The 24,696-nt window shown below is 67.4% G+C and carries 18 protein-coding genes; 6 read left to right on the top strand and 12 right to left on the bottom strand.

Annotated elements, in window-relative coordinates; all coding sequences use genetic code 11:
* Positions 1-108: 108 nt before the first annotated feature.
* Positions 109-1,077, top strand: a complete 969-nt coding sequence (locus OG453_RS27515) for a bifunctional riboflavin kinase/FAD synthetase (RefSeq protein ID WP_266871198.1) — start codon at positions 109-111, stop codon at positions 1,075-1,077.
* Positions 1,078-1,116: 39 nt separating this feature from the next.
* Here OG453_RS27515 and OG453_RS27520 read toward each other — a convergent pair whose 3' ends face one another.
* On the bottom strand, positions 1,117-1,317 hold the full coding sequence (locus tag OG453_RS27520) for a hypothetical protein (protein WP_266871199.1): 201 nt from the start codon (positions 1,315-1,317) through the stop codon (positions 1,117-1,119).
* Positions 1,318-1,471: 154 nt separating this feature from the next.
* Here OG453_RS27520 and OG453_RS27525 point away from each other — a divergent pair, with 154 nt between their 5' ends.
* Positions 1,472-1,696, top strand: coding sequence for a hypothetical protein (locus OG453_RS27525; protein ID WP_266873281.1), 225 nt, complete (start codon positions 1,472-1,474; stop codon positions 1,694-1,696).
* Positions 1,697-1,781: 85 nt separating this feature from the next.
* Here OG453_RS27525 and OG453_RS27530 read toward each other — a convergent pair whose 3' ends face one another.
* The 9 genes from OG453_RS27530 to eccE all read right to left on the bottom strand — a co-directional run bounded on the left by OG453_RS27530 (position 1,782) and on the right by eccE (position 14,511).
* Positions 1,782-1,979, bottom strand: coding sequence for a hypothetical protein (locus tag OG453_RS27530; RefSeq protein WP_266871200.1), 198 nt, complete (start codon positions 1,977-1,979; stop codon positions 1,782-1,784).
* 180 nt (positions 1,980-2,159) lie between these two features.
* Positions 2,160-3,158 (bottom strand): ABC transporter ATP-binding protein, encoded by a 999-nt coding sequence (locus OG453_RS27535; protein WP_266873149.1) that lies wholly within the window; start codon positions 3,156-3,158, stop codon positions 2,160-2,162.
* Between the two features lie 38 nt (positions 3,159-3,196).
* The gene (locus tag OG453_RS27540; protein WP_266871201.1) at positions 3,197-4,222 is read right to left on the bottom strand and encodes an ABC transporter ATP-binding protein; all 1,026 of its coding nucleotides are present in this window, start codon (positions 4,220-4,222) and stop codon (positions 3,197-3,199) included.
* A gap of 29 nt (positions 4,223-4,251) precedes the next feature.
* Positions 4,252-5,181 (bottom strand): ABC transporter permease, encoded by a 930-nt coding sequence (locus OG453_RS27545; RefSeq protein ID WP_266871202.1) that lies wholly within the window; start codon positions 5,179-5,181, stop codon positions 4,252-4,254.
* Positions 5,178-6,260: an ABC transporter permease gene (locus OG453_RS27550; protein WP_266871203.1), complete on the bottom strand. Its 1,083-nt coding sequence runs from the start codon at positions 6,258-6,260 to the stop codon at positions 5,178-5,180. The genes OG453_RS27545 and OG453_RS27550 overlap by 4 nt, the downstream gene beginning before the upstream one ends.
* A gap of 3 nt (positions 6,261-6,263) precedes the next feature.
* Complete coding sequence (locus tag OG453_RS27555; protein WP_266871204.1) at positions 6,264-8,174, bottom strand: ABC transporter substrate-binding protein; 1,911 nt, start codon at positions 8,172-8,174, stop codon at positions 6,264-6,266.
* A gap of 520 nt (positions 8,175-8,694) precedes the next feature.
* Positions 8,695-12,117, bottom strand: a complete 3,423-nt coding sequence (locus OG453_RS27560; protein WP_266871205.1) for an SCO5717 family growth-regulating ATPase — start codon at positions 12,115-12,117, stop codon at positions 8,695-8,697.
* Positions 12,118-12,424: 307 nt separating this feature from the next.
* Positions 12,425-13,189: a hypothetical protein gene (locus OG453_RS27565; protein WP_266871206.1), complete on the bottom strand. Its 765-nt coding sequence runs from the start codon at positions 13,187-13,189 to the stop codon at positions 12,425-12,427.
* The gene (gene eccE, locus OG453_RS27570; RefSeq protein ID WP_266871207.1) at positions 13,189-14,511 is read right to left on the bottom strand and encodes a type VII secretion protein EccE; all 1,323 of its coding nucleotides are present in this window, start codon (positions 14,509-14,511) and stop codon (positions 13,189-13,191) included. The genes OG453_RS27565 and eccE overlap by 1 nt, the downstream gene beginning before the upstream one ends.
* 186 nt (positions 14,512-14,697) lie before the next feature.
* On the opposite strand from eccE, the gene eccB reads away from it, so the two are divergent.
* Together eccB and mycP are read left to right on the top strand one after the other, a co-directional pair.
* Positions 14,698-16,230 carry a type VII secretion protein EccB gene (eccB, locus tag OG453_RS27575; protein ID WP_266871208.1) on the top strand — a complete coding sequence of 511 codons (1,533 nt, stop codon included), beginning with the start codon at positions 14,698-14,700 and terminating at the stop codon, positions 16,228-16,230.
* An 18-nt stretch (positions 16,231-16,248) separates the two neighbouring features.
* Complete coding sequence (gene mycP / locus OG453_RS27580) at positions 16,249-17,505, top strand: type VII secretion-associated serine protease mycosin (protein ID WP_266871209.1); 1,257 nt, start codon at positions 16,249-16,251, stop codon at positions 17,503-17,505.
* A gap of 658 nt (positions 17,506-18,163) precedes the next feature.
* Here the strand turns inward: mycP and OG453_RS27585 are convergent.
* Both OG453_RS27585 and OG453_RS27590 read right to left on the bottom strand, forming a co-directional pair.
* Positions 18,164-20,467 (bottom strand): hypothetical protein, encoded by a 2,304-nt coding sequence (locus OG453_RS27585; RefSeq protein ID WP_266871210.1) that lies wholly within the window; start codon positions 20,465-20,467, stop codon positions 18,164-18,166.
* The gene (locus OG453_RS27590) at positions 20,467-20,979 is read right to left on the bottom strand and encodes a hypothetical protein (protein ID WP_266871211.1); all 513 of its coding nucleotides are present in this window, start codon (positions 20,977-20,979) and stop codon (positions 20,467-20,469) included. Before OG453_RS27590 ends, OG453_RS27585 begins: the two co-directional genes overlap by 1 nt.
* 333 nt (positions 20,980-21,312) lie before the next feature.
* On the opposite strand from OG453_RS27590, the gene OG453_RS27595 reads away from it, so the two are divergent.
* Together OG453_RS27595 and OG453_RS27600 are read left to right on the top strand one after the other, a co-directional pair.
* A complete protein-coding gene (locus tag OG453_RS27595; protein WP_266871212.1) occupies positions 21,313-21,786 on the top strand; it encodes a hypothetical protein in 474 nt (157 codons plus the stop codon).
* A 1,588-nt stretch (positions 21,787-23,374) separates the two neighbouring features.
* Positions 23,375-24,667 (top strand): S8 family serine peptidase, encoded by a 1,293-nt coding sequence (locus OG453_RS27600; protein ID WP_266871213.1) that lies wholly within the window; start codon positions 23,375-23,377, stop codon positions 24,665-24,667.
* Positions 24,668-24,696: the final 29 nt, after the last annotated feature.

The following is a 24,696-nucleotide window of genomic DNA, read 5'->3' on the forward strand; positions in this document are numbered from 1 at the left end:
CACCCCATCCGATGCGATCCGGATCGCGCGGGCATGGCAGTCTTAGACCTGCGCAATGGGCAATGGGACGTACACACACGTACACGGGTTCGGCGAGGAGCAAAGACAGTGCAGCGCTGGCGTGGCTTGGAGGACATCCCCCAGGACTGGGGGCGCAGCGTCGTCACCATCGGTTCCTACGACGGCGTACACCGCGGGCACCAGCTGATCATCGGCCGTGCGGTCGAACGAGCGCGTGAGCTCGGCGTGCCCGCCGTCGTCGTCACCTTCGACCCGCACCCCAGCGAGGTCGTGCGTCCGGGCAGCCACCCGCCGCTGCTTGCCCCGCACCACCGGCGCGCCGAACTCATGGCCGAGCTGGGTGTGGACGCGGTCCTCATCCTGCCGTTCACCACGGAGTTCTCGAAGCTGTCGCCCGCCGACTTCGTCGTCAAGGTGCTCGTCGACAAGCTGCACGCGCGCGTGGTCGTCGAGGGCCCCAACTTCCGCTTCGGCCACAAGGCCGCGGGCAATGTCGCCTTCCTGACCGAGCTCGGCGCGACGTACGACTACGAAGTCGATGTCATCGACCTGTTCGTGAGCGGCGACGCGGGCGGTGGCGAGCCCTTCTCCTCCACGCTCACCCGGCGTCTGGTCGCCGAGGGCGATGTGGCGGGCGCGGCGGAGATCCTCGGCCGCCCGCACCGCGTCGAGGGCGTCGTCGTGCGGGGCGCGCAGCGCGGCCGCGAACTGGGCTTCCCCACCGCCAACGTGGAGACGCTGCCGCACACCGCCATCCCCGCGGACGGCGTCTACGCCGGGTGGCTGGACGCGCAGGGCGAGGCGATGCCCGCCGCGATCTCCGTGGGCACGAACCCGCAGTTCGACGGGACCGAGCGGACGGTCGAGGCGTACGCGATCGACCGCATCGGACTCGACCTGTACGGCCTGCACGTGGCCGTCGACTTCCTCGCCTTCGTGCGCGGGCAGGCGAAGTTCGACTCGATCGACGAGCTGCTCGTCGCCATCGCGGACGACGTGAAGAAATCCCGCGAGCTCATCGAAGCCGCTGATTCCGGCAACGGCCTCCCGGAGTAGAGGGCCGAAAGCGGGGCTCCCGCCCCCGGCCCTGCGCGCCTACAGGACGTGCGGAAGGGCGACGCTGTTGACCAGCGGGCCTTCGACGGTGACTCCTTCGGTGATCAGCGACTCGACGGGCGGCAGCGGCGGGGCGGGGTTCGCCGTGCGCTGTGCCGCCGAGGCCGGAGCGGTGATCGCGGTGACGGACAGGGCGAGGGCTGCGAGCAGCGTGAAGGTCAGGACGCGGCGATGACGCATGAGGTCTCTGCTTTCTTCCGTATTCTTCCGGTTTCCCCGGCGTCCGACGACCCGTTCGTATGATCGTCAGTGACTTCTTGGTCGTGCCCGGGGTTACGCACGGCGAGCGGGCCGCGACCGGCGGCCCGCGCATGCACGGTCCAAGGAGGCTGCAGTGAACGGCAGTTGGGTGCAGACAACGTCCCGTTGGGTGCTGGTCGCGGCGATGGCGGCGGTGCCATCCGTCCTGTGCTCCGGCGCGGCGCACGCCGATGAGACGCACGCGAATTCGCACAACGCGCCCAGGGTCGCGCTGATCAACACCGGCCAGATCGATGACCCGTTGGAGGACGTGCTCGAGCACACCCTCAACTTCGGGGACGGATACAGGTGGGACTGACGGGGTGAACTGCTCGTGGTCGCACCGTACTTGCGCGGGTTCCCGGGCGGCCGCGCAAGTACGTCGCGATGTGGGGGTGTTCAGGTCACGGGGCGAGGCACGCCGTGCCCGGCACCTCGGAGGGGACGCCGGGGCTGGCCGGATCGACGAGCGAGGTGACGTCGCCGGCCGACTGCGCCACGCAGTCGACGGTCCCGACCGGGTCCGGGACGGCACTGGCGGGCACGGCGAGGGCCCCCATCAGCGCGAAGGCCCCGAGGATGACGGCGGCGGAACGGCGCATGGAAATCTCCTTCACTTCGGTGGAGTTGGAGTTGCTCACGGTCCGTCATTGGACCGGAGCACTCTGTGACTCCCCAGCGCTCACGCCCGATAGGCCCCGGATCACCCGTACGTGGAAGAGGTAACGATCCGCCGCCTCGGGGCGTCGCTCCGCCCCGCCCGCAAGGCGTACAACCCCCGGTCAGACCCCGGACGCGCTGACGTCGGCCGTCGCCCAATGGCACGCCACCTGCGTCTCGCCGGCGCCGGACAGCACCGGCAGATCCTCCGTCCGGCAGCGGTCCGCGACACCCGCCCGCTCTGCCTCGCCAGAGGCAAGCACCTGGCAGCGGGCGTGGAACCGGCAGCCGCCCGGGATGCGGGACGGGTCCGGCGGCTCGCCCGTGAGGACCACCGGATCGCCGGGCGCCTCCGGGAGGACCGACAACAGAGCCTGGGTGTACGGGTGTTGGGGCGAGGTCAGGACCTCCTCCACCGTGCCCGTCTCGACGATCCGGCCCAGATACATCACCGCCACGCGGTCCGCGATGTTCCAGGCGAGGCCCAGGTCGTGCGTCACCACCAGGGCGGAGAGCCCGAGTTCGTCGCGCAGCCGCAGCAGCAGGGCCAGGATCTCGCCGCGTACGGAGGCGTCGAGCGAGGCCACCGGCTCGTCCGCGACGATCAGTTCGGGCTCCAGGACCAGCGCGCCCGCGATGACGACGCGCTGGCGCTGACCGCCCGACAGCTCGTGCGGGTAGCGCAGGAAGAACCGCTCCGGCGGGCGCAGACCGGCCCGCGAGAGCGCGTCGGCGACCGCCGCCTGCTCGTCACCCCCGTACTTGTGGATGCGCAGCCCCTCGGCGACCGCCTCGTACACGGTGTGGCGGGGATTCAGGGAGCCGCTGGGATCCTGGAGCACCAGCTGGACGCGCTTGCGGTACGCCTTGAGCGCGCGGCCCGAGTAGTCCAGCGGCTTGCCGCCGAACGTCACCTTTCCGGAGGTCGGCGCCACCAGGCCGAGCAGCGAGCGGGCCAGCGTCGTCTTGCCGCAGCCCGACTCGCCGACCAGGGCGACGATCTCGGCGGGCTTGATGGCGAGGTCCACGCCGTCCACCGCGCGCGCGGGCGGCGCGCCGCGGCGGCCGGGGAACGTGATGTGCAGATCGCCCGCCGAAAGGAGGGGCTCGTCCGTGGTCATGCTGCGCCGCTCCTCGGTGCTGGGGGTCCCGGTCTCGGTCACGGTGTACGCTCCGCCGTCGCCGGCGCCGATGTCGGCTGCGCCGGGAGCTGGGAACCCGCGTGTACGCAGGCCGCCCGGTGCCGGGGACCCGCGTCCCGCAGCACCTGGTCCTCCGTGTCGCAGGAGTCCAGGGCGACCGCGCAGCGCGGGTGGAACGTACAGCCCGTGGGGAGCGACGACGGGTCCGGCGGGTCGCCGGGCAGGCCGCGCGGCGCGAAGCGCGACGCCGTGTCGCCGATGCGCGGGAAGGCCGCCGAGAGGGCCTTTCCGTACGGGTGCTGGGCGTTCTCGTAGACCTCGGAGGCCGGGCCCTCCTCGACGACGCGGCCCGCGTACATCACCGCGAGCCGGTCGCAGGTGTCGGAGAGCACCGCGAGGTCATGGCTGATCATGATCAGGCCGAGGTCCTGCTCGGCCACCAACTGCTCGATCAGGCGCAGGATCTGAGCCTGGATCATCACATCGAGGGCCGTCGTCGGCTCGTCGGCGATGATCAGCCGAGGGTCGCAGGCGAGCGCCATCGCGATCATCACGCGCTGCCGCTGGCCGCCCGACAACTCGTGCGGATAGGCGTCCGCGCGGGCGGCCGGCAGACCCACGTGCTCGAGCAGCTCCCCGGCCTTCTTCTTCGCGCCCGCCGGGGTCGCCTTCTTGTGCAGCAGGATCGGCTCGGCGATCTGGTCGCCGATGCGGTGCACGGCGTTGAGGGAGTGCATCGCGCCCTGGAAGACGACCGATGCGCCCGCCCAGCGGACCGCGCGAACCTGGCCCCACTTCATGGTGAGGACGTCCTCGCCGTCGAGCAGCACCTCGCCGGTCACCTTCGTCCCCGCGGGCAGCAGCCGCAGCAGGGCGAGCGCGAGCGTGGACTTGCCGCATCCGGACTCGCCCGCGACGCCGAGCTTCTGGCCCGCGTCGACCGTGAGGTTCACACCGCGCACGGCGGCGGCCCCGGACGCGTACGTCACTTCGAGATTTCTTACGTCGAGGAGGCGCTGATCCGCCACCTTGGTCTCTGCCACGTTGGTCTCCGTCACCTTGTTCGATCCACTCAACGGGAGACCCCCAGCCTGGGGTTGAGCACGGACTCCACGGCGCGCCCGCACAGCGTGAACGCCAGCGCCACGACGGCGATGGCCAGGCCGGGCGGGGCCAGATACCACCAGTCGCCCGCGCTGACCGCGCCCGCCTCGCGCGCGTCCTGGAGCAGGCCGCCCCAGGAGACGACCGTCGGATCGCCGAGGCCGAGGAAGGCCAGGGTGGCCTCGGTGAGGATCGCGTTGGAGATGACGAGGGTGGTCTGCGCGAGGACGAGCGGCATGACGTTGGGCAGCACGTGCCGGCCCATGACATGGCCGTGGCCGCCGCCGAGCGCCTGGGCGCGTTCGATGTACGGGCGCGACTCCACGGCCAGGGTCTGGGCGCGGACCAGACGCGCGGTCGTCGGCCAGGTCGTCACGCCGATCGCCAGGATGATCGTCCAGATGGACTTGGACATCACCGAGGCGAGCGCGATGGCGAGCACCAGCGTCGGCATCACCAGGAACCAGTCCGTGACGCGCATGATCACGGTGGCGTACCAGCCCTTGAAGTGCCCCGCGGTGATCCCCACGATCGTGCCGATGGCCACCGAGAGCACGGCGGCGAGCAGCCCGACGGTGAGCGAGATCCGCGCGCCCCACACCAGAAGCCCGAGCAGATCGCGCCCGAACTGGTCGGTGCCCAGGGGGAATTCGCCGCTCGGCGACTCCATGGGTTTGCCCGGCGCGTCGGTCACGCTCTGCGCGTCCGAGCCGACGAGCAGCGGCGCGAAGACGGCGACGAGCGCGAACACGACGAGTGCGGCCAGGCCGAAAAGACCGGCCCGGTGGGTGCGGTACTCGCGCCAGAAGCGGGCGGCGGAGTGGCGTCTGCGGGTCCACGCGAGCGCCCGCGGGCTCTTGGCGACAGGGACGTCGGTCTTCGTTGCATCGGTCGTCATCGGCCCACCCTGGGGTCGAGCAGCGGATAGATCACGTCGGCCAGGGTGTTCATGAGGATCACCGCGGCGGCGAACACGAAGAACAGACCCTGGACGAGCGGCAGGTCGGGCACGCTCAGCGCGGAGTAGAAGAGCCCGCCGAGCCCCGGCCAGGAGAAGACGGTCTCGACGAGGATCGCGCCCGCCACCACCGTGCCGAGGTTCACGAACATCAGCGTGACCGTGGGCAGCATCGCGTTCGGGACGGCGTGCCGACGGCGTACGAGATCGTCCCGAAGCCCCTTGGCACGGGCCGTCGTCAGATAGTCGCTGCCCATTTCGTCGAGCAGCGAGGAGCGCATCACGAGGAGCGTCTGCGCGTAGCCGACGGCGACGAGCGTGACGACGGGAAGCACCATGTGGTGCGCGACATCGATGACGTACGCGATGCCGGTCTCGCCGCCCGATTCCATCCCGCCGGTCGGGAAGAGCCCCGGAATGGGGCCCGCGCCCACCGAGAAGGTGATGATGAGAAGGAGCCCGAGCCAGAAGGACGGCACGGAGTAGAGGGTGAGCGCGAGGCCGGTGTGCACGCGGTCTCCGAGCCCGCCGTTGCGCCAGGCCGTGCGGGTGCCGAGCCAGACGCCGATGAGGGTGTAGAGGAGGAACGCGGTGCCGGTGAGCAGGAGCGTCGCGGGCAGCGCGTCGGTGATCTTGTCGATCACCGGGGCGTGGAACTGGTACGAGGTGCCGAAGTCGCCCGTCAGCGCGTTGCCGCAGTAGTCGAAGAACTGCGTCATGACCGGCTGGTCGAGGCCGAACTCCTTGCGCATCGCGGCCAGTTGCTCGGCCGACACGCGCTTTCCGCCCGTCATCTGCTTCACCGGGTCGCCCGGGATGAGACGGAACAGGAAGAAGCTGGTGACGAGGACGGCGAACAGCGAGACGGCGGCGCCGCCCAGCTTGCCCGCCACGTACTGGAGATAGGCGCGGGTGTTGCGGGCCCGGGGGCCGCGGGCCGACGGCCCGGCGGGTGCCGGATCGTCGGTCGCCGCGGCGCCCTCGGTGTCGAGCAGTGCGGGATTGCTGTCAGCGGTCATGCGTTACTCGCGGTCCTCTGCGGTCGAACGGCGGCGCAGGGCGAACAGGACTCCACCGCCGACGAGCACCACCGCGGCGGCGGCGATACCGATGATGACACCGGTCGAGCTTCCATCCTTGGAGGAACTCTTCCCATCCGCGGGGACGGCGGACCACCAGCTCCAATATCCGTCCTGGCCGTAGATGTTGCCCGCGGCCGTCGGCATGGTGGTGATGGACTTGATCTGGTCCGTGCGGTAGGCCTCGACGGCGTTCGGGTACGCGAGCACGTTCATGTACCCGGAGTCGTAGAGCCAGGACTGCATTTCCTTGACGGTCTCGGCGCGCTTGGCCGGGTCGTAGTCGGCCAGCTGCTTCGCGTAGAGGTCGTCGTACTTCTTGTTGCAGATGAAGTTGTCGGTGGCGGCGCTCTCCTTGGCCTTCTTCGGGAGCGCGGCACAGGTGTGGATGCCGAGCACGAAGTCCGGGTCGGGGTTGACGGACCAGCCGTCGAAAGCGAGGTCGTACTCACCCGCGTACCAGGGCACGGAGACGTCGTCGAGACAGTCGACCTTGAGCCCGATGCCGAGATCCCCCCACCACTCCTTCAGATACTTGCCCACGGCCTTGTCGTTCGGGTCCGTGGCGTGACAGAGGATGCGCAGGTCGAGCGGCTTGCCGTCCTTGCCGACGCGCTTGCCGTCGCCGTTCTTCTTGTAGCCCGCGTCGTCGAGGAGCTGGGCCGCCTTCTTCGGGTCGTACGTCAGTTCCTGGTCGGCCGAGGGCTTCCAGGCGTAGTCGGAGAAACGCGGCGGAATGTAGCCCGCGCCCTCGACGGCCTGCCCCTGGAACACCTTGTCGACGAGCGCCTTGCGGTCGACGGAGAGGAAGAGCGCCTGACGGACCTTCTGGTCGAGGAGGGCCGGATGGCCGTTGCCGAACTTCTTGCCGTCCAGGGTCTTGGCGCCCGGATTGGTGGCGATGGCGAAGAAGCGACGTCCGGGCCCCTCGTTGACCTTGACGTTCTCTTCCTTCTTGAGGGAGGCGGCCTGCGCGGGAGTGAGCGCGGGCTGTCCGGCGACGAACGAAACCTCGCCCTTCCTGAGGGCGGAGACGGCCGCGTCCTGGTCCTTGTACGTCTTGAAGACCAGCTCGTCGAACTTGGGCGCGCCGCGCCAGAAGTCCTTGTTGGCCTTGAGCTTCACGTACTGGTCGACCTTGTAGTCCGTCAGGATGAACGGGCCGTTGCCGACGACGGGGAAGTCCTTGTCGTTGTTGAACTTCGAGATGTCGTCGACCTTCTCCCAGACGTGCTTGGGAACGATCGGTACGTCGAGCGCGGCCATCGTGGCCTGCGGCTCCTTCAGCTCGATGACCAGCTTGGTGGGGCTGGGCGCGGTCACCTTCTTGAAGTTGGTGACGAAGTTGGAGTTCGAGGTGGCGGTGCCCTCCTTGGACATCACCTTGTTGAACGTCCACGCGGCGTCCTCGGCGGTCGCCTTCTTGCCGTCCGACCACTTGGAGTCGTCCCGGATGGTGTACGTCCAGGTCAGCTTGTCGGCGGAGGGCTTCCAGTCGGTGGCGAAGCCGTCGATCGCCTTGTTGTTCTTCGCGTCGTAGTTCGTCAGGTACTCGTACGTGAGGCGGTGGATGCTGGTGCTGAGCAGCCGCTGCGCGAGGAAGGGGCTGAGCGAGTCGACGCTCTGCGCCACGGCGACGGTGAGGACCTTCTTCCCGCCGTCGGCCTTGGCCTCGGCCTGCTGGGGCGCCGGGTTGAGCGGCGTCGCGAGGCCTGCGGTGAGGGTGAAGGCGGCGGCTGCGGAGGCAAGGAGGATGCGGGCCCTGCGGGGGTCGCGGGTGCGGCTCGTGCTCCGTGGTGGCGCCTTCGCCGGGGTGTGGGACCGTACTCTGCCGTGCTGATCTTGTGTGTCCATGGGTCGGTGACCTCGCGTCATCGCTCGCACAGGGATGGCTAGTTGATCAAGTAACGCCAGCTGGTTGATGTGTGTGTCTACCAGCGCCAGTCTGCGTCAGTCAACGGCAGGTGAACCCCATGTGGCCTGCGGAAATAACGAGTTGACCCGGATTTCATCCGCATTGGTCAAGACCTGTGAAGCGTGGCTGGTCGGGGGGTGACGGTGGGGGGAGGGGCAGGTGGGGGGTGGGGTCCGCGTCGGGGTGGGGCGGTGGTCCTGGGGGCGTCTGCGGCACCGCCATCTCTCCCCGCCCACCCGGGCGAGTCGCCCCGCTGCCGTACTGCTGCCGCCCGCTGCTGCAGGCAGGCGTTCCGCGGGGCGGGGGTGCGCGCGGTCTCCCTCGCTGTGGGCAGGCGTTCCGCAGGGCGGAACGGGTGGGCACAGCCCCAACTGCCGGGGGAGCGATCAACGAGGCGGCTGGGAAAACGGGGAGGGCCCGCACCGAGGAACGGTGCGGGCCCAGTTGGGTCGGGTGAGGCTACTGCTGGGGAGGCTGCGGCGCGTCTGGGGCCTGAGGCTGGCCACCCGGCAGGCCGCCAGGCGGCACGGGCTGGCCCGGCTGGAACGGGGCCCCGGGCTGGTACGGCTGACCCGGCTGCGGCTGCGGCTGCGGCGCCTGCCCGCCCTGAGGCTGGGCGGGAGGCAGCTGGCCCGGCTGAGGCTGAGCCTGGTACGGCTGCCCCGGCCCCTGCGGCGGAGCCGCGTTCTGCCACCCCTGCGGGGCGCCCGGCTGCGGGTACGGCTGCTGTTGCGCCGGCGGCTGAGGCTGCACCGGCTGCTGCTGCGGCTGCGGCTGAGGCTGTTGCGGAGCGTACGGCTGCTGCGGCTGAGGAGCCTGCCCCCCATAAGCCTGCTGCCCCGGCACGGGGTAACCCCCCTGACCCTGCCCCTGCCCTGGCATCGGCGGAGCCACGGTCGGCGGCGGATTCCCGTCCGAGGTCCACAGCCCCTGCTGCTGCTGAGCCCGCACAAAGTCCTCGGCCACCATCGCCGAGAGATTGAAGTACGCCTCCCGCACCTTCGGCCGCATCATGTCGAGATCGACCTCGGCGCCGGCGGCGAGATGCTCGTCGAACGGAATGACGACAACGCCCCGGCACCGCGTCTCGAAGTGCGACACGATGTCATCGACCTTGATCATCTTTCCGGTCTCGCGCACTCCGGAGATGACGGTGAGGGACCGCGACACCAGATCGGCGTACCCATGGGCCGACAGCCAGTCCAGCGTCGTGGACGCGCTGCTGGCCCCGTCCACGGACGGAGTCGAGATGATGATGAGCTGGTCGGCGAGGTCGAGAACTCCCCGCATGGCGCTGTAGAGCAGCCCGGTGCCCGAGTCGGTCAGGATGATCGGGTACTGCTTCCCCAGTACGTCGATGGCGCGCCGATAGTCCTCGTCGTTGAAGGTGGTGGACACGGCCGGGTCGACGTCATTGGCGATGATCTCGAGCCCGGACGCGGCCTGCGAGGTGAACCGCCGGATGTCCATGTACGAGTTGAGGTACGGGATCGCCTGGACGAGGTCACGGATGGTGGCCCCGGTCTCGCGCCGGACGCGGCGCCCGAGCGTACCGGCGTCGGGGTTGGCGTCGATCGCGAGGATCTTGTCCTGCCGCTCGGTGGCGAGCGTGGAACCCAGCGCGGTGGTGGTGGTCGTCTTGCCGACGCCGCCCTTGAGGCTGATGACGGCGATGCGGTAGCAGGACAGCACCGGGGTCCGGATCAGCTCCAACTTCCGCTGCCGCTCGGCCTCTTCCTTCTTGCCGCCGAGCTTGAACCGCGAACCGCCGGACGCGGGCCGGCTGCTCTTCGCCTTCGGCTTGGTGTTGCGCAGCAGCCGGTCGGAGGAGAGCTCGACGGCGGCCGTGTACCCGAGGGGCGCGCCGGGGTTGGTGCGCTCCCGCTGATCGTGCTGCACGGCCTGCGGCCAGGCGGCACCGGTACGGGGGTCGATGGGCGGCTGCGGCTGCTGCTGGCCGGGCTGCGGGGCCTGGGACTGCTGCTGGGCCGGAAGGGGCTGCTGTGCCTGCGGCTGTACGGGGGCCGGGGGCTGAGCCGCTGCCTGCGGTGCGGGCAGGTTGGGGGTGGGGTTCGGGTTGGCCGGGGCGGCGGGCTGCGGCTGCGGCTGTGCGCCGGCGGGCGGCAGCGGCTGCTGTGCCTGCGGCGCGGGCGGCTGCGGGAACCCGTAACTTCCCTGTGGGGCAGGGGAGTTGGGGTTGGCGGCGGGAACGGGGGCACCCTGCTGCGGGAACCCGTAGCCGCTCGGCGGAACGGGAGCGCCCTGCTGCGGGAATCCGTAACTGCCCTGCTGAGCAGGGGCGACGGGCGCGGGAGCCGGGGCAGGCGCGGGGGCCGGGGCCTGGGCCGCCGCTTGCGGGAAGCCGTACCCGGCAGGCGGCACGGGTGCATCGGCGGCAGGTGCGGGCGCGGGAGCCGGAGCAGGCGCCTGCGAAACCGGAGCAGGAGTAGGAGCAGGAGCAGGACCCGGAGCAGGACCCGGAGCAGGACCCGGAGCAGGAACTGGCGCACCGGCCTGCGGGAACCCATACCCACTCGGCGGCACAGGAGCATCGGCGGCCGGAGCGTGCGCGGTCGGCACGGGAGCCACGGGCCCGGTGGGCGCGGGCCAAGCGTGCGGCGCGGGCTGCGGAGCCTGCGGCTGAACAGGCGCGGGGGCCGGCGCGGCCTGCTGCGGAACCTGCGGCTGCACCGGCTCGGGAGCGGGCGACTCGGCCTGCGCGGGAACCGGCCACTGGGGCGCGGAAGTAGGCGCGGCAGGCTGGAAGGCGGGCGGCAGCGGCGGCAGCCCACCGTGCGGGGCGGGCGGGGGAGTCCAGGAGGGCGGCACCGAGTCCTGGACGTCGTCGACGGGTGCGGCGGGCACGGCGTCCTGAGGGGCGGTGCCCTCAGGAGCGGCATCCTGCGGACCGGCATCCTCCGGAACGGCATCGTTGATCTCGGCGGAGCCGTCGAGCCCGTCAACGTCATCGAGCCCCCCGACACCTACGAGGGCACCGGAATCGTCACTGTCGCCGGCCCCATCAACATCAAGGTCAAGGGAGGCTGGAACAGATTCGGACACCGGGTCCTCATCGCTGTCCTCATCGCCACCACGGTCACCGAGATCCGCAACGGGCTCGACGACAGAAGAGGACTCACCCTCAGAAGAAGACTCATCCTCGGAGGGCGTCTCCTCCGCAGGAGCCTCCTCCTGCCCCTCAAGGTCGCCGCCATCACCTACGTCACCCGCATCCCCCTCAACCTCAACGTCCTCGGAGGTCACGTCAGCGGACGCGGCGGGGGCCTCATCCGCCTCCGCGGCGGCGGCCCGCTCCTCGATCTCCCGCTTCAGGGCGACAGCAGAGAACCGCATGGTGGCGCCACTCTCAAGATCGCCACTGCCAAGGTCCTCGGAAACGGACTCATCCTCGGCCGGGGCCACAGGCTCAGGCGCAGTCTCGGGCTCAGGCTTCGGAACGACCCCAGTCACATGCACGGAAGAGGCCACACCGGCAACGGCACCACTCCAGTCGGCGGCACCCCCCGAGGGCGAAACACCTTCAGAAGAAGGTGCAGCCGGCTGCGCCTGGAACCCGCTCCCCACAGGCAGCTTCGGCACAGCAACAGGCGGCCCGACGGGCGGAACCGGAGCAGCCGACGGAGTGGAAGCGGCCGGCGGGGCGGAAGCAGTCGCCGGAGCGGAAGCAGCCGGAGGCTCAGCAGCGGCCGACGGCGCCGACGGAGTCTCCCCCGCGCTGCCGGACGCATTCTGCGTATACCAGGCGGGCGGGGCGTAGTCGATGGTGAACTCGCCCGTCGTCTCGGCAGCGGACTCCGCGTCGGACTGATCATCGACGGGTGAGTCCCAGCCCCCGCGGATCTCGTCCCGATCGCTGTTCACAATGCCTCCTGGTGTGGTCGAGCACCCTCGTGCCGTGGTGGGGGGCGACCGTTCCTGTCGTCCGATCCGCCGTGGCTCTCCCCGTGAGAGACGCGAACGACCCGCTCGCGGGTTCTTGAGTCGCGCCCTGTCCCAGCCTAATCACCATAAGCACCAGCACGGCAGGGCAGCCCACCCCACGAATGCTGTCCTTTCCGTCACGCTCCCCACGGGAGTGATCCCCGTATCCGAAACGGTGACGGACAAATCAACCAACAAGCATCAAATGGCTGCTAATTCGCTTGGTCAACCGATACCGCCCCCTCGCTCAATCCATCCTCCGCGCCGTACCCAACAATCCGGTCTCGGCATCTGTGGCCTGCGTCATCACGTACTGCCGGTCACGATCGGCACACCACAACGTCAATCCATCAGCAAGCGTCGGCAATGCGTCGACATCGCCGCGCGGCAGCCCCACGAACCGTCCGATCTGAGCCGCCTCATCCGGTGAAACCCGCTGTACTCCGACAAGCCGGGCCTGTCGTATCAGCCGAGGCGCGACCGGACTCAGGTAGGGCAGCAGCGTCAGGACCGATTGCCAGGGCCCGGAGACCACCCGACCCCGGGGCGGCCGCATCCCGCAGTCCCGCACTACAAGGACCGGGCTCCCCGCCGATGCACCTTGCGGGGGCACCCGCCCCACGTCATGCACCGACATCCCGCTCGGTCCGACGCCGAGGGCTTCCACGAGCTGGGCCCAAGCCGCGGCCCGTCCGGTCTCAACGGCCACCCGGGCCCCCGTCGCGGCCGCCCGCAACGCGATGACCTGCGCCGTCCACAGCCCTCCGATCAGCAGCACGTCGTACGGCGTAGGCCGGTTGACGCCGAGAACGGAGGGTTGACCCTGTGCGTCCACGCCGATCACGACGCCGTCGTCACCGATGGGCAATGCCAGCGCGTCCACTTGCTCGGCGGAGAGCGCGTGGCGACGGTGGCGTGGCCCGAGCAGCCCGAACCCACTGCGCAGTGCCGTGCGAAACGCATCGCCGGGAGCGGACGGAACGGCCGGCGTGGTCGGATTCGTGACGGTCATCAGCGGGTCCCCCCGAGCGGCAGAGTGGCAAGCATCCCGGGCAGCTGCTCGCGATCGAGGCGGACCAGTCCTGTACCGACCTGCCAGGCTCCTTGCTCCAACGCCCGCCGAGCGGTTTCGAGTTCGGCATCGCTGCGGCCGGTCACCCGCACATGCCCGCACAGCGACACTTCCTGTCGCTCGCCGTGGCGCAGGGTGAGGCTGAACGTCGTGGCCAGCGTCGGGACGGCGGTGAGCAGCGCGACGAGCTGCGGCAGCGACGGGCCGCCCGCGTTCCCCAACTGTGGCCAGCGCCGGACCCAGTAGGTGGTGTGACGGCGGTTGTCGCAGCGCCACGCGCGTGCGGACTCCTCTGTCCTGCGCTCCGGCAACTCGGTCCGCCCGGCCTCCGCTGTGACCAGCGGATTGGCGCCGGCCGAAGTGGCGATGGCGGCAGCCAACTGTTCCTCGGTCAGCGCTGTAGCCCGGAAACCGGCCCCCGTGAGCCGACTTGCCAGCTGGTCCATGGCCCGCACCACGCACTTCTGAGCCCCCACGAACCCGCCTCCACGCGCCGCCACGGCTTCGGGGCAGAGCTCAGGATCCAGTTTCAGGGCAACCCATGTAATCCGTACGGCGGGTGCTCCGGTCTGGGCCTGAAGGGGCGCGTAGTTGCTGACGGCTACGGACTGCTGAGGGAGATGCAACGCGGGCGCCGGCTGAGTGTGCTGCACAATCTGCGCCGACTCGAGCCGGATCCCGTCCACCTCCAGGGCGTCCCGTACGAGCCCCACCGGCAGTGGCTGCCTCCCGCGCTCGGCCCGCAACGCGGTTGCGTCCGACTCGACTTGGAGCACGGCGGTCACGAACGTCCCGTCTCCGACCATCCCGACCTGCCGCCGGTCCCGGTCTCCGTAGGCATACGTGCGCAAGGCCGGGTCGCACTCGACGGCCGGGGCGAACGCAGGTTCCGTACCCGGCGGTATTGGAGCATTCGCCGCCCGGCGCTTGCGTGCCCGCAACGCCTGAACGGTGCCCAGCCATTCGTGCCAAGCGCGCCCACGACGACGCATGACGGCGAGCAGCACCAGCACCACCGCGACGACAGCGGTCGGCACGAGGGCCAGCGGATCCACCACCCAGGCGGCCAGCAGAAGGGCTGCGGCCACCTCGATCAGCACAAGTCGTTGCAAGCGAAACGATCCGAACTGCGCAGAACGCGCCCGAAGATGGAACGTGACAGCCCCTTGGCGCGGCGACGCACCCGTCCCAACGGGCGCTACCTGCCCCTGAGCCCCGGACCCTGACGGTCCCCGAGCCCCGGTCCGCGCTGCGGAAGCCATCAGTCCAACCCCCCGTAAGTCTCCAGAATCACCCTGGTGGTCACGGAACATGCACCCCAGGAGTGCCCGCGAACCTTACCCACCTCACATGCGTGATTACTCAACAGGCATAGTAGGGGCCGGGTCTGACATCGGAGGGTGGGGGTCGCATGCCCCCGGCGCTGCACGGGGGAGAAGCAGACACTCATGGCATCACGGCGGGACGAACTCAACGCCTACACCTTCGCGAAGCGCCGCACGCTCGCGTCCTTCATCCAGCCGTCGCCTTCGGGGTCGGAGGAAGGCGCACCACGCCCGCTGCGCGGAGTAGTCCCCGGCATCATCGTCGGAGTGATCGTCCTGGCCGTCTTCGGCGCCTGGGGCATGTTCAAACCGGCGGCCAAGCCCGGCTGGGACGAGCCGAAGGAACACGTGATCATCGCGAGCGAGTCCACGACGCGGTACGTGATCCTGAAGACGAATGGCAAGAGCCAGCTGCACCCGGTGCTCAACATGGCCTCGGCGAAACTCCTGCTCGACTCCGACAAGGGCGACATCATCAATGTCGACGAGTCGGTCCTCGACAAGGGCAAGATCCCCCACGGCGCCACCATCGGCATTCCGTACGCCCCCGACCGCCTGCCCTCGGAGTCCGAGGCCGGCGCCGCCAAGCGCTGGGCCGTGTGCGAGCGCCCGGTAGAGGGCGGCAAAGCCATCCAGAAGGCCGCGTTCATCCTGGCAGAGCGCGAGCAGAACAAGACCGAGGGCAGCGAACGGCTGCGCGGCGGTGAGCTGTTGTACGTGGTCGGCCCTGACAAGGTCCGGTACGTGGTCGATGCGCGGGGCACCGCGTACCGGATCGCGGAAAAGAAGCACCTCAATGTCCTGCTGCGCACCATCGTGGACTCCGGCCGTCAACCGCAGCGGGTCTCCAGGCAGTGGCTCGAGACGCTGCACCCTGGAGACCCAATCACCTTCCCGAAGGTGGAGGGAGTTCCCGGAGCTGCCGCCAACGTCGAGGGTCTCCAGGACCGGGAGGCGAACCGGGTCGGCATGATCCTCAAGGCATCCGACGGGGCTGGGATGCAGCACTACGTAGTCGAGCCCGGACGGGTCACTGCGGTCTCCGACTTCACCGCGACACTGCTCCGCAGTAGCCCTGCCTTGGTCAAGGTGGGCCAGGACGGCCGCGCCCGCGGCCTGAGCACCGGCGCCTTCGAACCTGGCCCCGGGGAATTCGGCTCTCAGAACACGTGGCCGACCGAGGCGCCGGTGCCCGCCAACGAAGCATCCGAAGACGCAGGGAGCCGCAACACCGTCTGCAATGTCCTGCGCAATGTGGATGGCGACAACGGTGGCACCACGCTCAGCACATGGGCGGGAACGGACTTCCCGGCCACGTTGCCCACGGGCTCGTCCAGCGCGTACGTGACGGCCGGATCGGGGCTGCTCTACCGCCAGTTCACGGGCTCGGAGACAAAGGCGGGCGGTGTCTTCCTGGCCACGGACACGGGCCTGCGCTACGCGATGCAGTCCAACAGCGACGGCGCGACGGACGACGCGGGCATCGGCACCACGGCCAAGCAGCGCAAGCAGCAGCAGGCAGAGGCGCGACAGGCCCAGACTCGCCTGGGCTACGCGAATACGGACGTGACTCCAGTACCGGCCCCCTGGTCCAAGTTCCTCCCCACGGGCCCGCGCCTCTCGACCTCGGCGGCACGTCAGCCGCAGGGCTCCTAGGCCATAGGGGGTCTGACGATGACGTACGCACAGCGCTGGCCGCACGCCGCAGCAGCTATGGCGGCGACCCTGACGGCGATCGCGACGACAACGGTGCTCGCCGCGCCCACCGCGACCGCGGCCAGCAACCAGTGCACGTTCCCGTCCAAGAAATACGAGGGCCGCCCCTGGGCACTGCAACGGGTCCTCCTGGACGAGTTGTGGCGCCAGTCCACCGGAAAGGGTGTACGGGTGGCGGTGATCGACACAGGGGTGGACGTCAAGAACCCACAGCTCAAGAGCGCTGTGGACGTGTCAAAGGGCCGCAACCTGCTCCCCAAGAACATCAAGGACGACAACGGCAACAAGCTCAAGCGAGGCAACGAGAACGGCACGACGGACTCCGTCGGCCACGGCACGCGCGTGGCGGGCATCATTGCGGCCCACCCGGCCAAGGGCACCGGCTTCGTGGGTCTGGCCCCGGACGCGACGCTGATCCCCATCCAGCAGAACGACGCGGAGGGCCACGGCACTGCGGAGACGCTTGCGGCGGCCATCAACCACGCGGTCGCCGCGGGCGCGGACGTCATCAACATCTCCCAGGACACGGCCAACGCCGTGAAGCCGACCCCGGTCCTGAAACAGGCAGTGGACAGGGCGCTGGCCGACGAGAAGGTAATCGTGGCATCGGCCGGAAACGACGGCCTGGGCGGCAACGTCAAGCCGACCTACCCGGCTTCCTACGAGGGCGTATTGGCGGTAGCGGCATCGGACCGCAACAACGAACGGGCCCCGTTCTCCCAGTCGGGCGAGTTCGTGGGGGTAGCTGCCCCGGGCGTGGACATGATCTCCACCGTCCCCGGCGGCGGCCACTGCTCGGACAACGGCACAAGCTTCGCAGCCCCGTACGTCGCGGGTGTGGCGGCCCTGATCAAGTCCAAGCACAGCGACTGGACGTCCCGCCAGATCACCGCCCAGATCAAACAAACAGCGGAACGCTCGGTGGCAGGCCACGACATCCGGGTCGGCTGGGGAGTGGTGGACCCGGTCCGAGCCCTGACAGAAGACGACCACCCGATCGAGTCCCCGACGGCCGAGGAAGGCATCACTCGCGCGAAGGCCCCAACTCCCGCTGAACTCCACCTCCGTGAGACGGCGGAGGAGCGTACGGCTCGGATTGCCACGTATGTGGCGGTGGGGGCCGCGGTTGTGGTGGCGGTGCTTGGTGGGGTGGGGGTGGCTGTGAGGGATGGAAGGCGTCGGGGGCGGCGGGTTGGAGGATCCCGGCGTGCTTGACCCAGCTTCGGACTCGGAAGCTGAATAGGCGATGCTGTAAGGGAAGGCGTTCCCCTTACTTTCTTTCCTCCCAGCCTTCGCAATCATCGGATGCGGCTACCGATGTGCTGTAAGCAGTGATGAGCTTCTTCATCTGAGTCGCAGTTGCGGACTCCTGTACGACTCTTACCGACACGAACAGCCTTTCCTTTAGTTGACGCTGGTTGGGGCAGTTCACGAGTCCGACCGCGCCACTCCTAGAGTAGATGTAGCGATGATCTACAGTTTCACTGTCTCCGGGATCGACGCCGATTGCGTCGGTCGCAACCCGTGCCAACAGGGTCTTGCCCTCCCACCATTCCACAGTGGCCGAGAACGCTGGCTTACCGTCGACCTGAAGGCGGCATCGCTTATTCCAGTCCGTAGTGGTGGGGTGCGCGGATATGCTCTTCCCCGCAGGCAGGACAGGTTTAAGTAGAGTCGCTGGGATTTTGGTACCGCAGAGTGCGCTGGGTGCGGTGTATTCAGTTCTTGACTCTGAGCACCCGACTGTTGTCAGGCCGATGATTGATGACAAGATGATCGCGGACATAGCTTGAGTGTTGATTTTGGTGTTCTTCAATGAGGATTCCAGTGAAGTGAGAGCCGGCAGAGCGGGCTGGTGTGTGCTGGCAGCATATTACGGCTGAATCTCCGTTGTGAGATCGTCTGCCATGTGTCGACCTGAAGTGGATGCATCGTTGAATCCATCTGCCGTTCCTGATTGCGCCCATCCTTCGACTTGGTCAGCGTACTTTCCGCCGTGTGCCTTGGCAGCCTCGACTGCCGCAATCCGACTCAATTCAGTATTTTTGTCCTTGCTGTCTTCCCATAGGATGGCCGCTTCTCCCCCGGCCTTCGACAGGCTGTCTGACTCCGCATCTTTGAAGAGCTGCTCAAGAACCATGCTGCTTACGGTTCCTGCGGCGCCGCCTACAGCGGCCCCCGCAACAGGTGAGGCGACGAAGGAGACACCGACGCCGACGCCGATTCCAGTGCCAACAGCGCCTGACCAGAAGTTTTTCTTCTGGCTTACGGAGTCATCAAAATCACTTCCTGCGGATCCTGCCGGCCCCAGAATAGCCTCCTGCCGACCAATGGCGAGTGTTCCCCCGACCTCGGCGGATCTGCGAGCAATCTCTCTGATGGATTCCTCGGAAGAATGAAGGTACTGCCGATCTCCAGGAAGGTCTGGGTTCAGGTGATAATCCATGAGGTTGGCCATGTAATTCTTCTGGCCGATCTCGATACTTGCGTTCCCCTCAGGGTTCTGTCCCACGCTGACCAAGAAGCGCGTGACATCAGCATGCTCCAAGGTGGCTGCGGTACCGGAAATAGGGAAGAGCTTTGGGATGCTCTCATTGTTTTCGCTGACGTCTGTAATGGACCTATTGATATCTGGTAGATACTCTGCGGCGATCTGCCCCATGCTGTCTGACATGAACCCGTGATCCGTAAGACGCTTGCTGTCCTCCCCGACGGAAGCGACGATGCTCTCCATTAGCTTGGCTTGCTCTTGATTATGAGCAGGCGTGTTCACTGTGGGGATCTCGCCTGCGGGATGCCCAGTGGTGGCAGCCTCCAGTGCCAACGCCAGGTTGTTGCGCCCGGTGTCACTTTCTTCGCCACTAGAATCGAATTCCTTGGGCCATTCCCTCTCTTCGAAGAGGTACTGGAAATTCGAAAGTGATGCAGCTTCTTTCTTGCCGTCAATATTTTCGCGCTCGAACGGGTTGCCTTCTTCTTCTTTCGAGATGAACTTATCACTAAAGAAATCTGTTGCCGCAGCGGGGCTGTTTGATAGCCCCTTCATGAATCCTGTCATGGGGTCCCACCCGCTGTCGCTCTCTGTGCGGTTAAGTAGTGGGTCCCCTCCCGTGTGCTGCCAAGCCGGACGACTATTACCGCCGTTCCCGGTGAGCCCCTTCTCTGTCCTGATCAGCTCAGTTCCGTAGCGTGTCATGAACTGATCGTCGTAGTCGCCCCAACGCATAAGATTGCTCATTACTTGGAACCCCATGGGCCCTCCGCCGATACGCCGGTCACCCATTTCGATGATCCTATTAGTCCATTCCGTCATGCCAATTGCATCGCTTTGGGTGGCGGTGGCAAGGGTGAGGCTGAGGTTCTTCTGGAGGTCGTCGAACTTCTCATGTCTCGCGTAGTTCAATTCTGGGTTTGCGTCCGGGGTGTTGATGCCGGCCCAGAACTCCAGCGTCCCCTTCGCTCCAAGATTGGTGGCGAACCGCTGTGAGAATAGCTCGTCGTCCGCGAACCTCTTGAAGCCGGCGTTCAACCTGTCGAATTCAGCCGTGCTGAGGTCTTCCGGGGCCTTCTTGGCCAACTTGGAGAGTTCATCGGCCTTCTTGATGGCGTCGGCTGCTTCATCCCTGTCGCTGTAGTCAACCCCGGAGAAGCCGACCGCGCTCTGATCTGCGATTGCCCGCAGGGCCGTACTGGCTGTGCTGTCACTCTCGGTGGCCTTGTTCAGGAGCTCCTGGATCTCGTCACGCAAGGCAGTGACGTCGCCCTCGCTGGGCTCGGGGGCCGTCGTCCCCTTCGCAGCGCTGTCGGGGTGGCTGTCCGCCCTGACGGTAAATCCACTGCCGGACGTGGTGACCTTCAGGTTCTTGTCCAGGCCGTTCTTGATGGCTGTCCGCAGCTTGCGTTGGTAGTCCTTGAGCTCATCTCGAGTGTCTCTGAGGATGTCGCGGATGGACTTGGCCTGAAGGTGAGCGTCACTGAACTCCTCGGCCGTCTTGCCAATGAACTCCTTGGAAACGGTGGCGTTCACTCCAGCCCAGTTAGCCTTGTTGGCCGCGGTCTTGAGCCCTTTACCGGCCGCCTCCTCCATACGGTCGAGGTTGTCGACCATCTTCGTCCAGTCAGAGATGGCGTCGTCGAGGAGTGAGAAGTTGGCGGAACGGAGCGCTTCGAGGTCCATCAGTTGTCCTTCTTCTTGCTCGGTTCTCCGTACACCGGGTTCGGCTCACCGGGCTTGCCGACTCGCTCGTTGAAGCCCGCGTCGAGAGTGTCGATGCTGCTCATCTGGCGGTGGATGTAGTCCTCGTCGCCCGCATGCAACTTCTTGGTGACCCGCATGTGGTTGGAGATGTGCCCGCAGGCGTCTCGTAGAGACTTGAGTTGCTCGTCCCAGCGGGTGGACACGTGCTGCAGGGCTCCGCCTAGCGCGAAGCCCTGTGTCGATAGGTTCCCTGCGGCCTTTTCGGTACTCGGCACTGCCAATCGGGCCTCATCCCAGAGGCGGTCGAACAGGCCGTGTGCGTGCTCACCGATCTTCGCCAGCCCGGCTTCGCTGACCTGAAGGTCACCGTAGGAGCCAGGATCGGCGGTAGGGCCGCCACCCATCCCTGGATCTGTCTGGTTTAACTGCATCTGTGCCGGCTGACGCTCCGCCGCCTGAGACTTCAGCTGTTCCCACTCATCCCACGCCATAGGTGCATCCTTCCCCCGTGAGCTCGGCCACCCGGACGGATGGCGGCGCACTGGCTCAACTTAACAACGTGCCTGTTCTCACGCAGTGTTGTGCAACTGGTCGGCGGTGCCTGTTGGCTGGTATGGGCACGTACCGGTACCGAGTCGCGGCTTGTGGGCGGGTTTGGCACTCATTGTTGATCTTTCCTCGGGCCGATTTACAACTGCCCTAATGCAAAGCTCAGTTGGATGTGACGCTGAGTGTGACTAGAGTGACGCGGGCGCGATAAGTGACCACCTAGCCACCGCGATCGTGAATCGGTCGGGCAGGCGGGTAACGGGGGAGGGAGCATCGTGCTTGCTACAGGTGGGCGCGGGGGTGCGGCGCCGTCATCGGACGCGGACCTCAAGCGTGGCCTAGAGGCACTGAAGACGTTTCGCCGGCGCATCAACACACTGCTCACGGAGTTCGAGGGTTCGGCGGGTGGTTCGAGCGAGGTCGGGGGGTACAAGCTCACCCGGGGTGCCTTCAGCGGTGGGGGCAGTGCGTTCCCCGCGGCCGACAGCCTGTACTCGCAGTACGACCAGGTTCACGAGCGGCTGACCTCGCTCTCCAAGATGCTCGGTGACCAGATCGACGCCATGAGCATCGCGGTACATGGCGCGGACGTCGGCTTCGACAACCTTGACGAGGATCTGCGGCAGCGCTTCTGGGCGATCCAGACGGAGGTCCGCCGCGAGCAGCTGCCGGATGGGCGTGAGCGGGGCGGCGAGCCTGACGCGCGAGGTGGCCACGGCAGTGACAAGTCTGACGCGGGGTGGTCGTAGTGGGCTTCGAGGGACACCGCCTCAACGACATGATCGACTTGGTCGAGCAAGCGAACCCTGCCGACTTGGAGAGCGCCGGGGAGGCGCTCAAGAAGGCGCGCGACGCGATTGCCGCCGCCGCCAAGGAGCTCGGCGAGCACATCGATCGAGTCGACTGGGAAGGGGCATCGGGGGAGGCGTTCCGCAAGTGGGGCAAGAACCTCGTGAAGGACACGCATCAGCTCTCCGACTTCGCCGACACGGCCAGCGTTCAAATCGCTTCGGCCGGCGCGGGGTTGGCGTCTGTCCGCAGCTCCATGCCGCCCCGTGACCAGCGTGCGGACCCAAAGATGGTGGAGGACATTCCCACCCCCAAGAGGGTCGATGGCAATGCGGAGTACGATGCCGCGGCCAAGGCGGAGAATCATCGTCAAGAGGCGATCAACCAGATGAATCGGTTGTCGTCGTTCTACCAGGTGTCGCAGCACTCGATGGCTGGGCAGGAGCCTCCCACGTTTTCGGCTATGCCGGACGTCGGGGTGCCGAAGGGGGAGTCAGGCATCACTCCCGGCACGGAGCAGGGTGCAGCAAACTCCGCAGTAGCCGCCGGTAGTGGTCAGGTCATGCCTGACCGTCCTACCGCCACCGCGACGGGAAGTGACCCGCGTCCGAACGGACCCTTGCCGTCCCACAATGGCGAAGCTGGCCCGATCGCCTTGCCGGACTCGGCCGTTTCGCCGGATCGGCCTGTCGGCACGGAGATTGACAGCGTGGATACTCTGCCGCCGCAGACAGTAAGTCCGGCACTCAGTTCGCCACCTTCGACACCAGGTCCAACGGGTGGTGCTGGAGAGCCTGTTCCTCCCATGGGAACTGGTCCGCGTATCCCTGCGAAGGGTGCCCCTGTTGCGCGTCCCCCAGTTCCTGGAATTGGACCGAAGACCTCACTGCCGAGCCAGGGCCGAACGGGCACGACAGGCCCAGTGGGACCAACCGCAAACCCTGGACGTGGCCCGTCGAGCCCGAACGGGCGTACAGGTCCGACGGCCCAAGGGAGAACCGTCAGTGGCCCGACGGGCACTGGGCAGCCGCCAATAGGGCGTGGTGTCACTGGAGGAACACCACGCCCCACCATGCCGGGCCCGCGTCCTAGCCTCCCAGATACTGGTGCGGGGCACGGCAATGGCGTCGTCGGGGGGCGGCCCGCTCCTGGCCCCGTGCCGGGTTCGTCGGGCTCCAGGTTGCCGCGCGGCCCGGTGATCGGGACCGAAGGCTCTGTTGGTTCAAGGGCAACGAATGGGGCCGGAGGCCAACGCGGAGTCGTTGGAGCGGCACCTAGTGGCACAGCTGGTAGCGGGCAGGTGCCTCGCCGGCTTGTCAGTAATCCCGACGGCGTGGTCGGTACTCCCAAGGCGCGGACGGCTACCGCCACGGGCCGCAGGAACGGATTCACAGCCGGCGGTTCTGGCCTGGTGCGTGGTCCTGCGGGCACACCACAACGCCCGGAAGTTGACGGCGAGGGCGTGCAGAGGCCCGACTACCTGGTCGACGACGAGGAAACATATCTGCCAGGCAACGTACGGCACGTGCCGTAGGTGATCGACCAATCGTGAGCAAGGACGTGCAGGGCATGAGGTCAGAGGCCAGTCGACGCGGCGGGTGGGTTGCGTCGTTTGAGGGCGGTGCAGGGAGACGCATCGCCTCCGTGGGCTCGGTATTGGGTGTGCTGGCCCTCATGGCACTAGGGCTCGCACCGAGTGCGACGGCGGACGACATCCAGTCGGAGCTATGGCACCTGGAAGCCATGGGCGCTAATGACCTGTGGGACGTCAGTACGGGCGAGGGCATCAAGATTGCAGTCGTCGATACTGGCGTTTCGGAGACGCCGTCGCTCAAAGGCCGCGTACATCCGGGCAAGGACGTGACAGGCATGTCTGGAGCCTCGACGGATGACTACGACGGACATGGAACCACGATGGCGGAGTTCATCGTGGGGTCCGGCCGAGGTGCCGGGATCAAGGGCTTGGCGCCCGGAGCCGAGATCGTGTCCTTCCGCACAGGTCTGGGTGGCAAGTTCACCAAGAGGGGAAGCCGAAGCGCCGAAGCAATTCGGGCCGCGGCCGACAGTGATGCCCGGATTATCAGCATGTCATTTGGTTCCGACTTCGCGTATCCAGATCAGGAAGAGGCCGTGAAGTATGCCGCCTCGAAAGGCAAGTTGATGTTCGCTGGCGTCGGAAATGATGGAGAGAAGAAGAACTTCATCGGATACCCCGCCGCATATCCGTCCGTCACTGGCGTATCCGCCGCCGACAAGTCTGGCAAGGTCGCGAAGTACTCAGAGTTTGGCGAGTATGTGGATCTGGCGGCGCCAGGCCTGAACCTCCCCAAGTGGTGCGATGAGACGTTCCGCTCGTACTGCGACAACGGAGGTGGCACCAGCACGGCCACAGCCATCGCCTCGGCCTCCGCCGCACTGATCTGGTCCAAGCACCCCAACTGGACGTCGAACCAGGTTCTCCGCGTCCTCATCGACACTGCAGGCCGTGACTGGCCGAAGGACAAGCCCAGCGACTATCTCGGCTACGGGCTGATTCGTCCCGCCCGTAATGTCGTCAAGGGCGAGGGGAAGCCCGGCCCCGCGGACATCGACCCCATCACCAATAAGAAGACGGCGGTCGTTGGTTCCGGCGGCGGGGGGACAACTCCTTCTGCCTCTGCGCCGCCCGCCGCTTCTCCACAGCCCTCGAAGAAGGGCACTTCCGGCGACAAGGCCGCCGTAGCTGCGAAGTCGTCGGATGAAGGAAATAGCCAGCCATGGCTGGTGCTAGGCATCCTCGCCGCAGCTGCAGTGATCGGCGGCAGCGCCTTCGCAGTGATGCGTGCTCGGCGCAGAGCCTGAACGCGCCGCAGCATCACCCCGACACATAC

The sequence above is a fragment of the Streptomyces sp. NBC_01381 genome (assembly GCF_026340305.1).
Classification (GTDB): domain Bacteria; phylum Actinomycetota; class Actinomycetes; order Streptomycetales; family Streptomycetaceae; genus Streptomyces.

Bases quoted from the DNA above. Each gene is read 5' to 3' on its own strand.
- eccE (WP_266871207.1), bottom strand. From the start codon at position 14,511: ATGGCTTCCGCAGCGCGGACCGGGGCTCGGGGACCGTCAGGGTCCGGG.
- OG453_RS27530 (WP_266871200.1), bottom strand. From the start codon at position 1,979: ATGCGCCGTTCCGCCGCCGTCATCCTCGGGGCCTTCGCGCTGATGGGG.
- OG453_RS27545 (WP_266871202.1), bottom strand. From the start codon at position 5,181: ATGACGACCGATGCAACGAAGACCGACGTCCCTGTCGCCAAGAGCCCG.
- OG453_RS27535 (WP_266873149.1), bottom strand. From the start codon at position 3,158: ATGACCACGGACGAGCCCCTCCTTTCGGCGGGCGATCTGCACATCACG.
- OG453_RS27590 (WP_266871211.1), bottom strand. From the start codon at position 20,979: ATGGCGTGGGATGAGTGGGAACAGCTGAAGTCTCAGGCGGCGGAGCGT.
- OG453_RS27520 (WP_266871199.1), bottom strand. From the start codon at position 1,317: ATGCGTCATCGCCGCGTCCTGACCTTCACGCTGCTCGCAGCCCTCGCC.
- OG453_RS27550 (WP_266871203.1), bottom strand. From the start codon at position 6,260: ATGACCGCTGACAGCAATCCCGCACTGCTCGACACCGAGGGCGCCGCG.
- OG453_RS27555 (WP_266871204.1), bottom strand. From the start codon at position 8,174: ATGGACACACAAGATCAGCACGGCAGAGTACGGTCCCACACCCCGGCG.
- OG453_RS27565 (WP_266871206.1), bottom strand. From the start codon at position 13,189: ATGACCGTCACGAATCCGACCACGCCGGCCGTTCCGTCCGCTCCCGGC.
- mycP (WP_266871209.1), top strand. From the start codon at position 16,249: ATGACGTACGCACAGCGCTGGCCGCACGCCGCAGCAGCTATGGCGGCG.
- eccB (WP_266871208.1), top strand. From the start codon at position 14,698: ATGGCATCACGGCGGGACGAACTCAACGCCTACACCTTCGCGAAGCGC.
- OG453_RS27585 (WP_266871210.1), bottom strand. From the start codon at position 20,467: ATGGACCTCGAAGCGCTCCGTTCCGCCAACTTCTCACTCCTCGACGAC.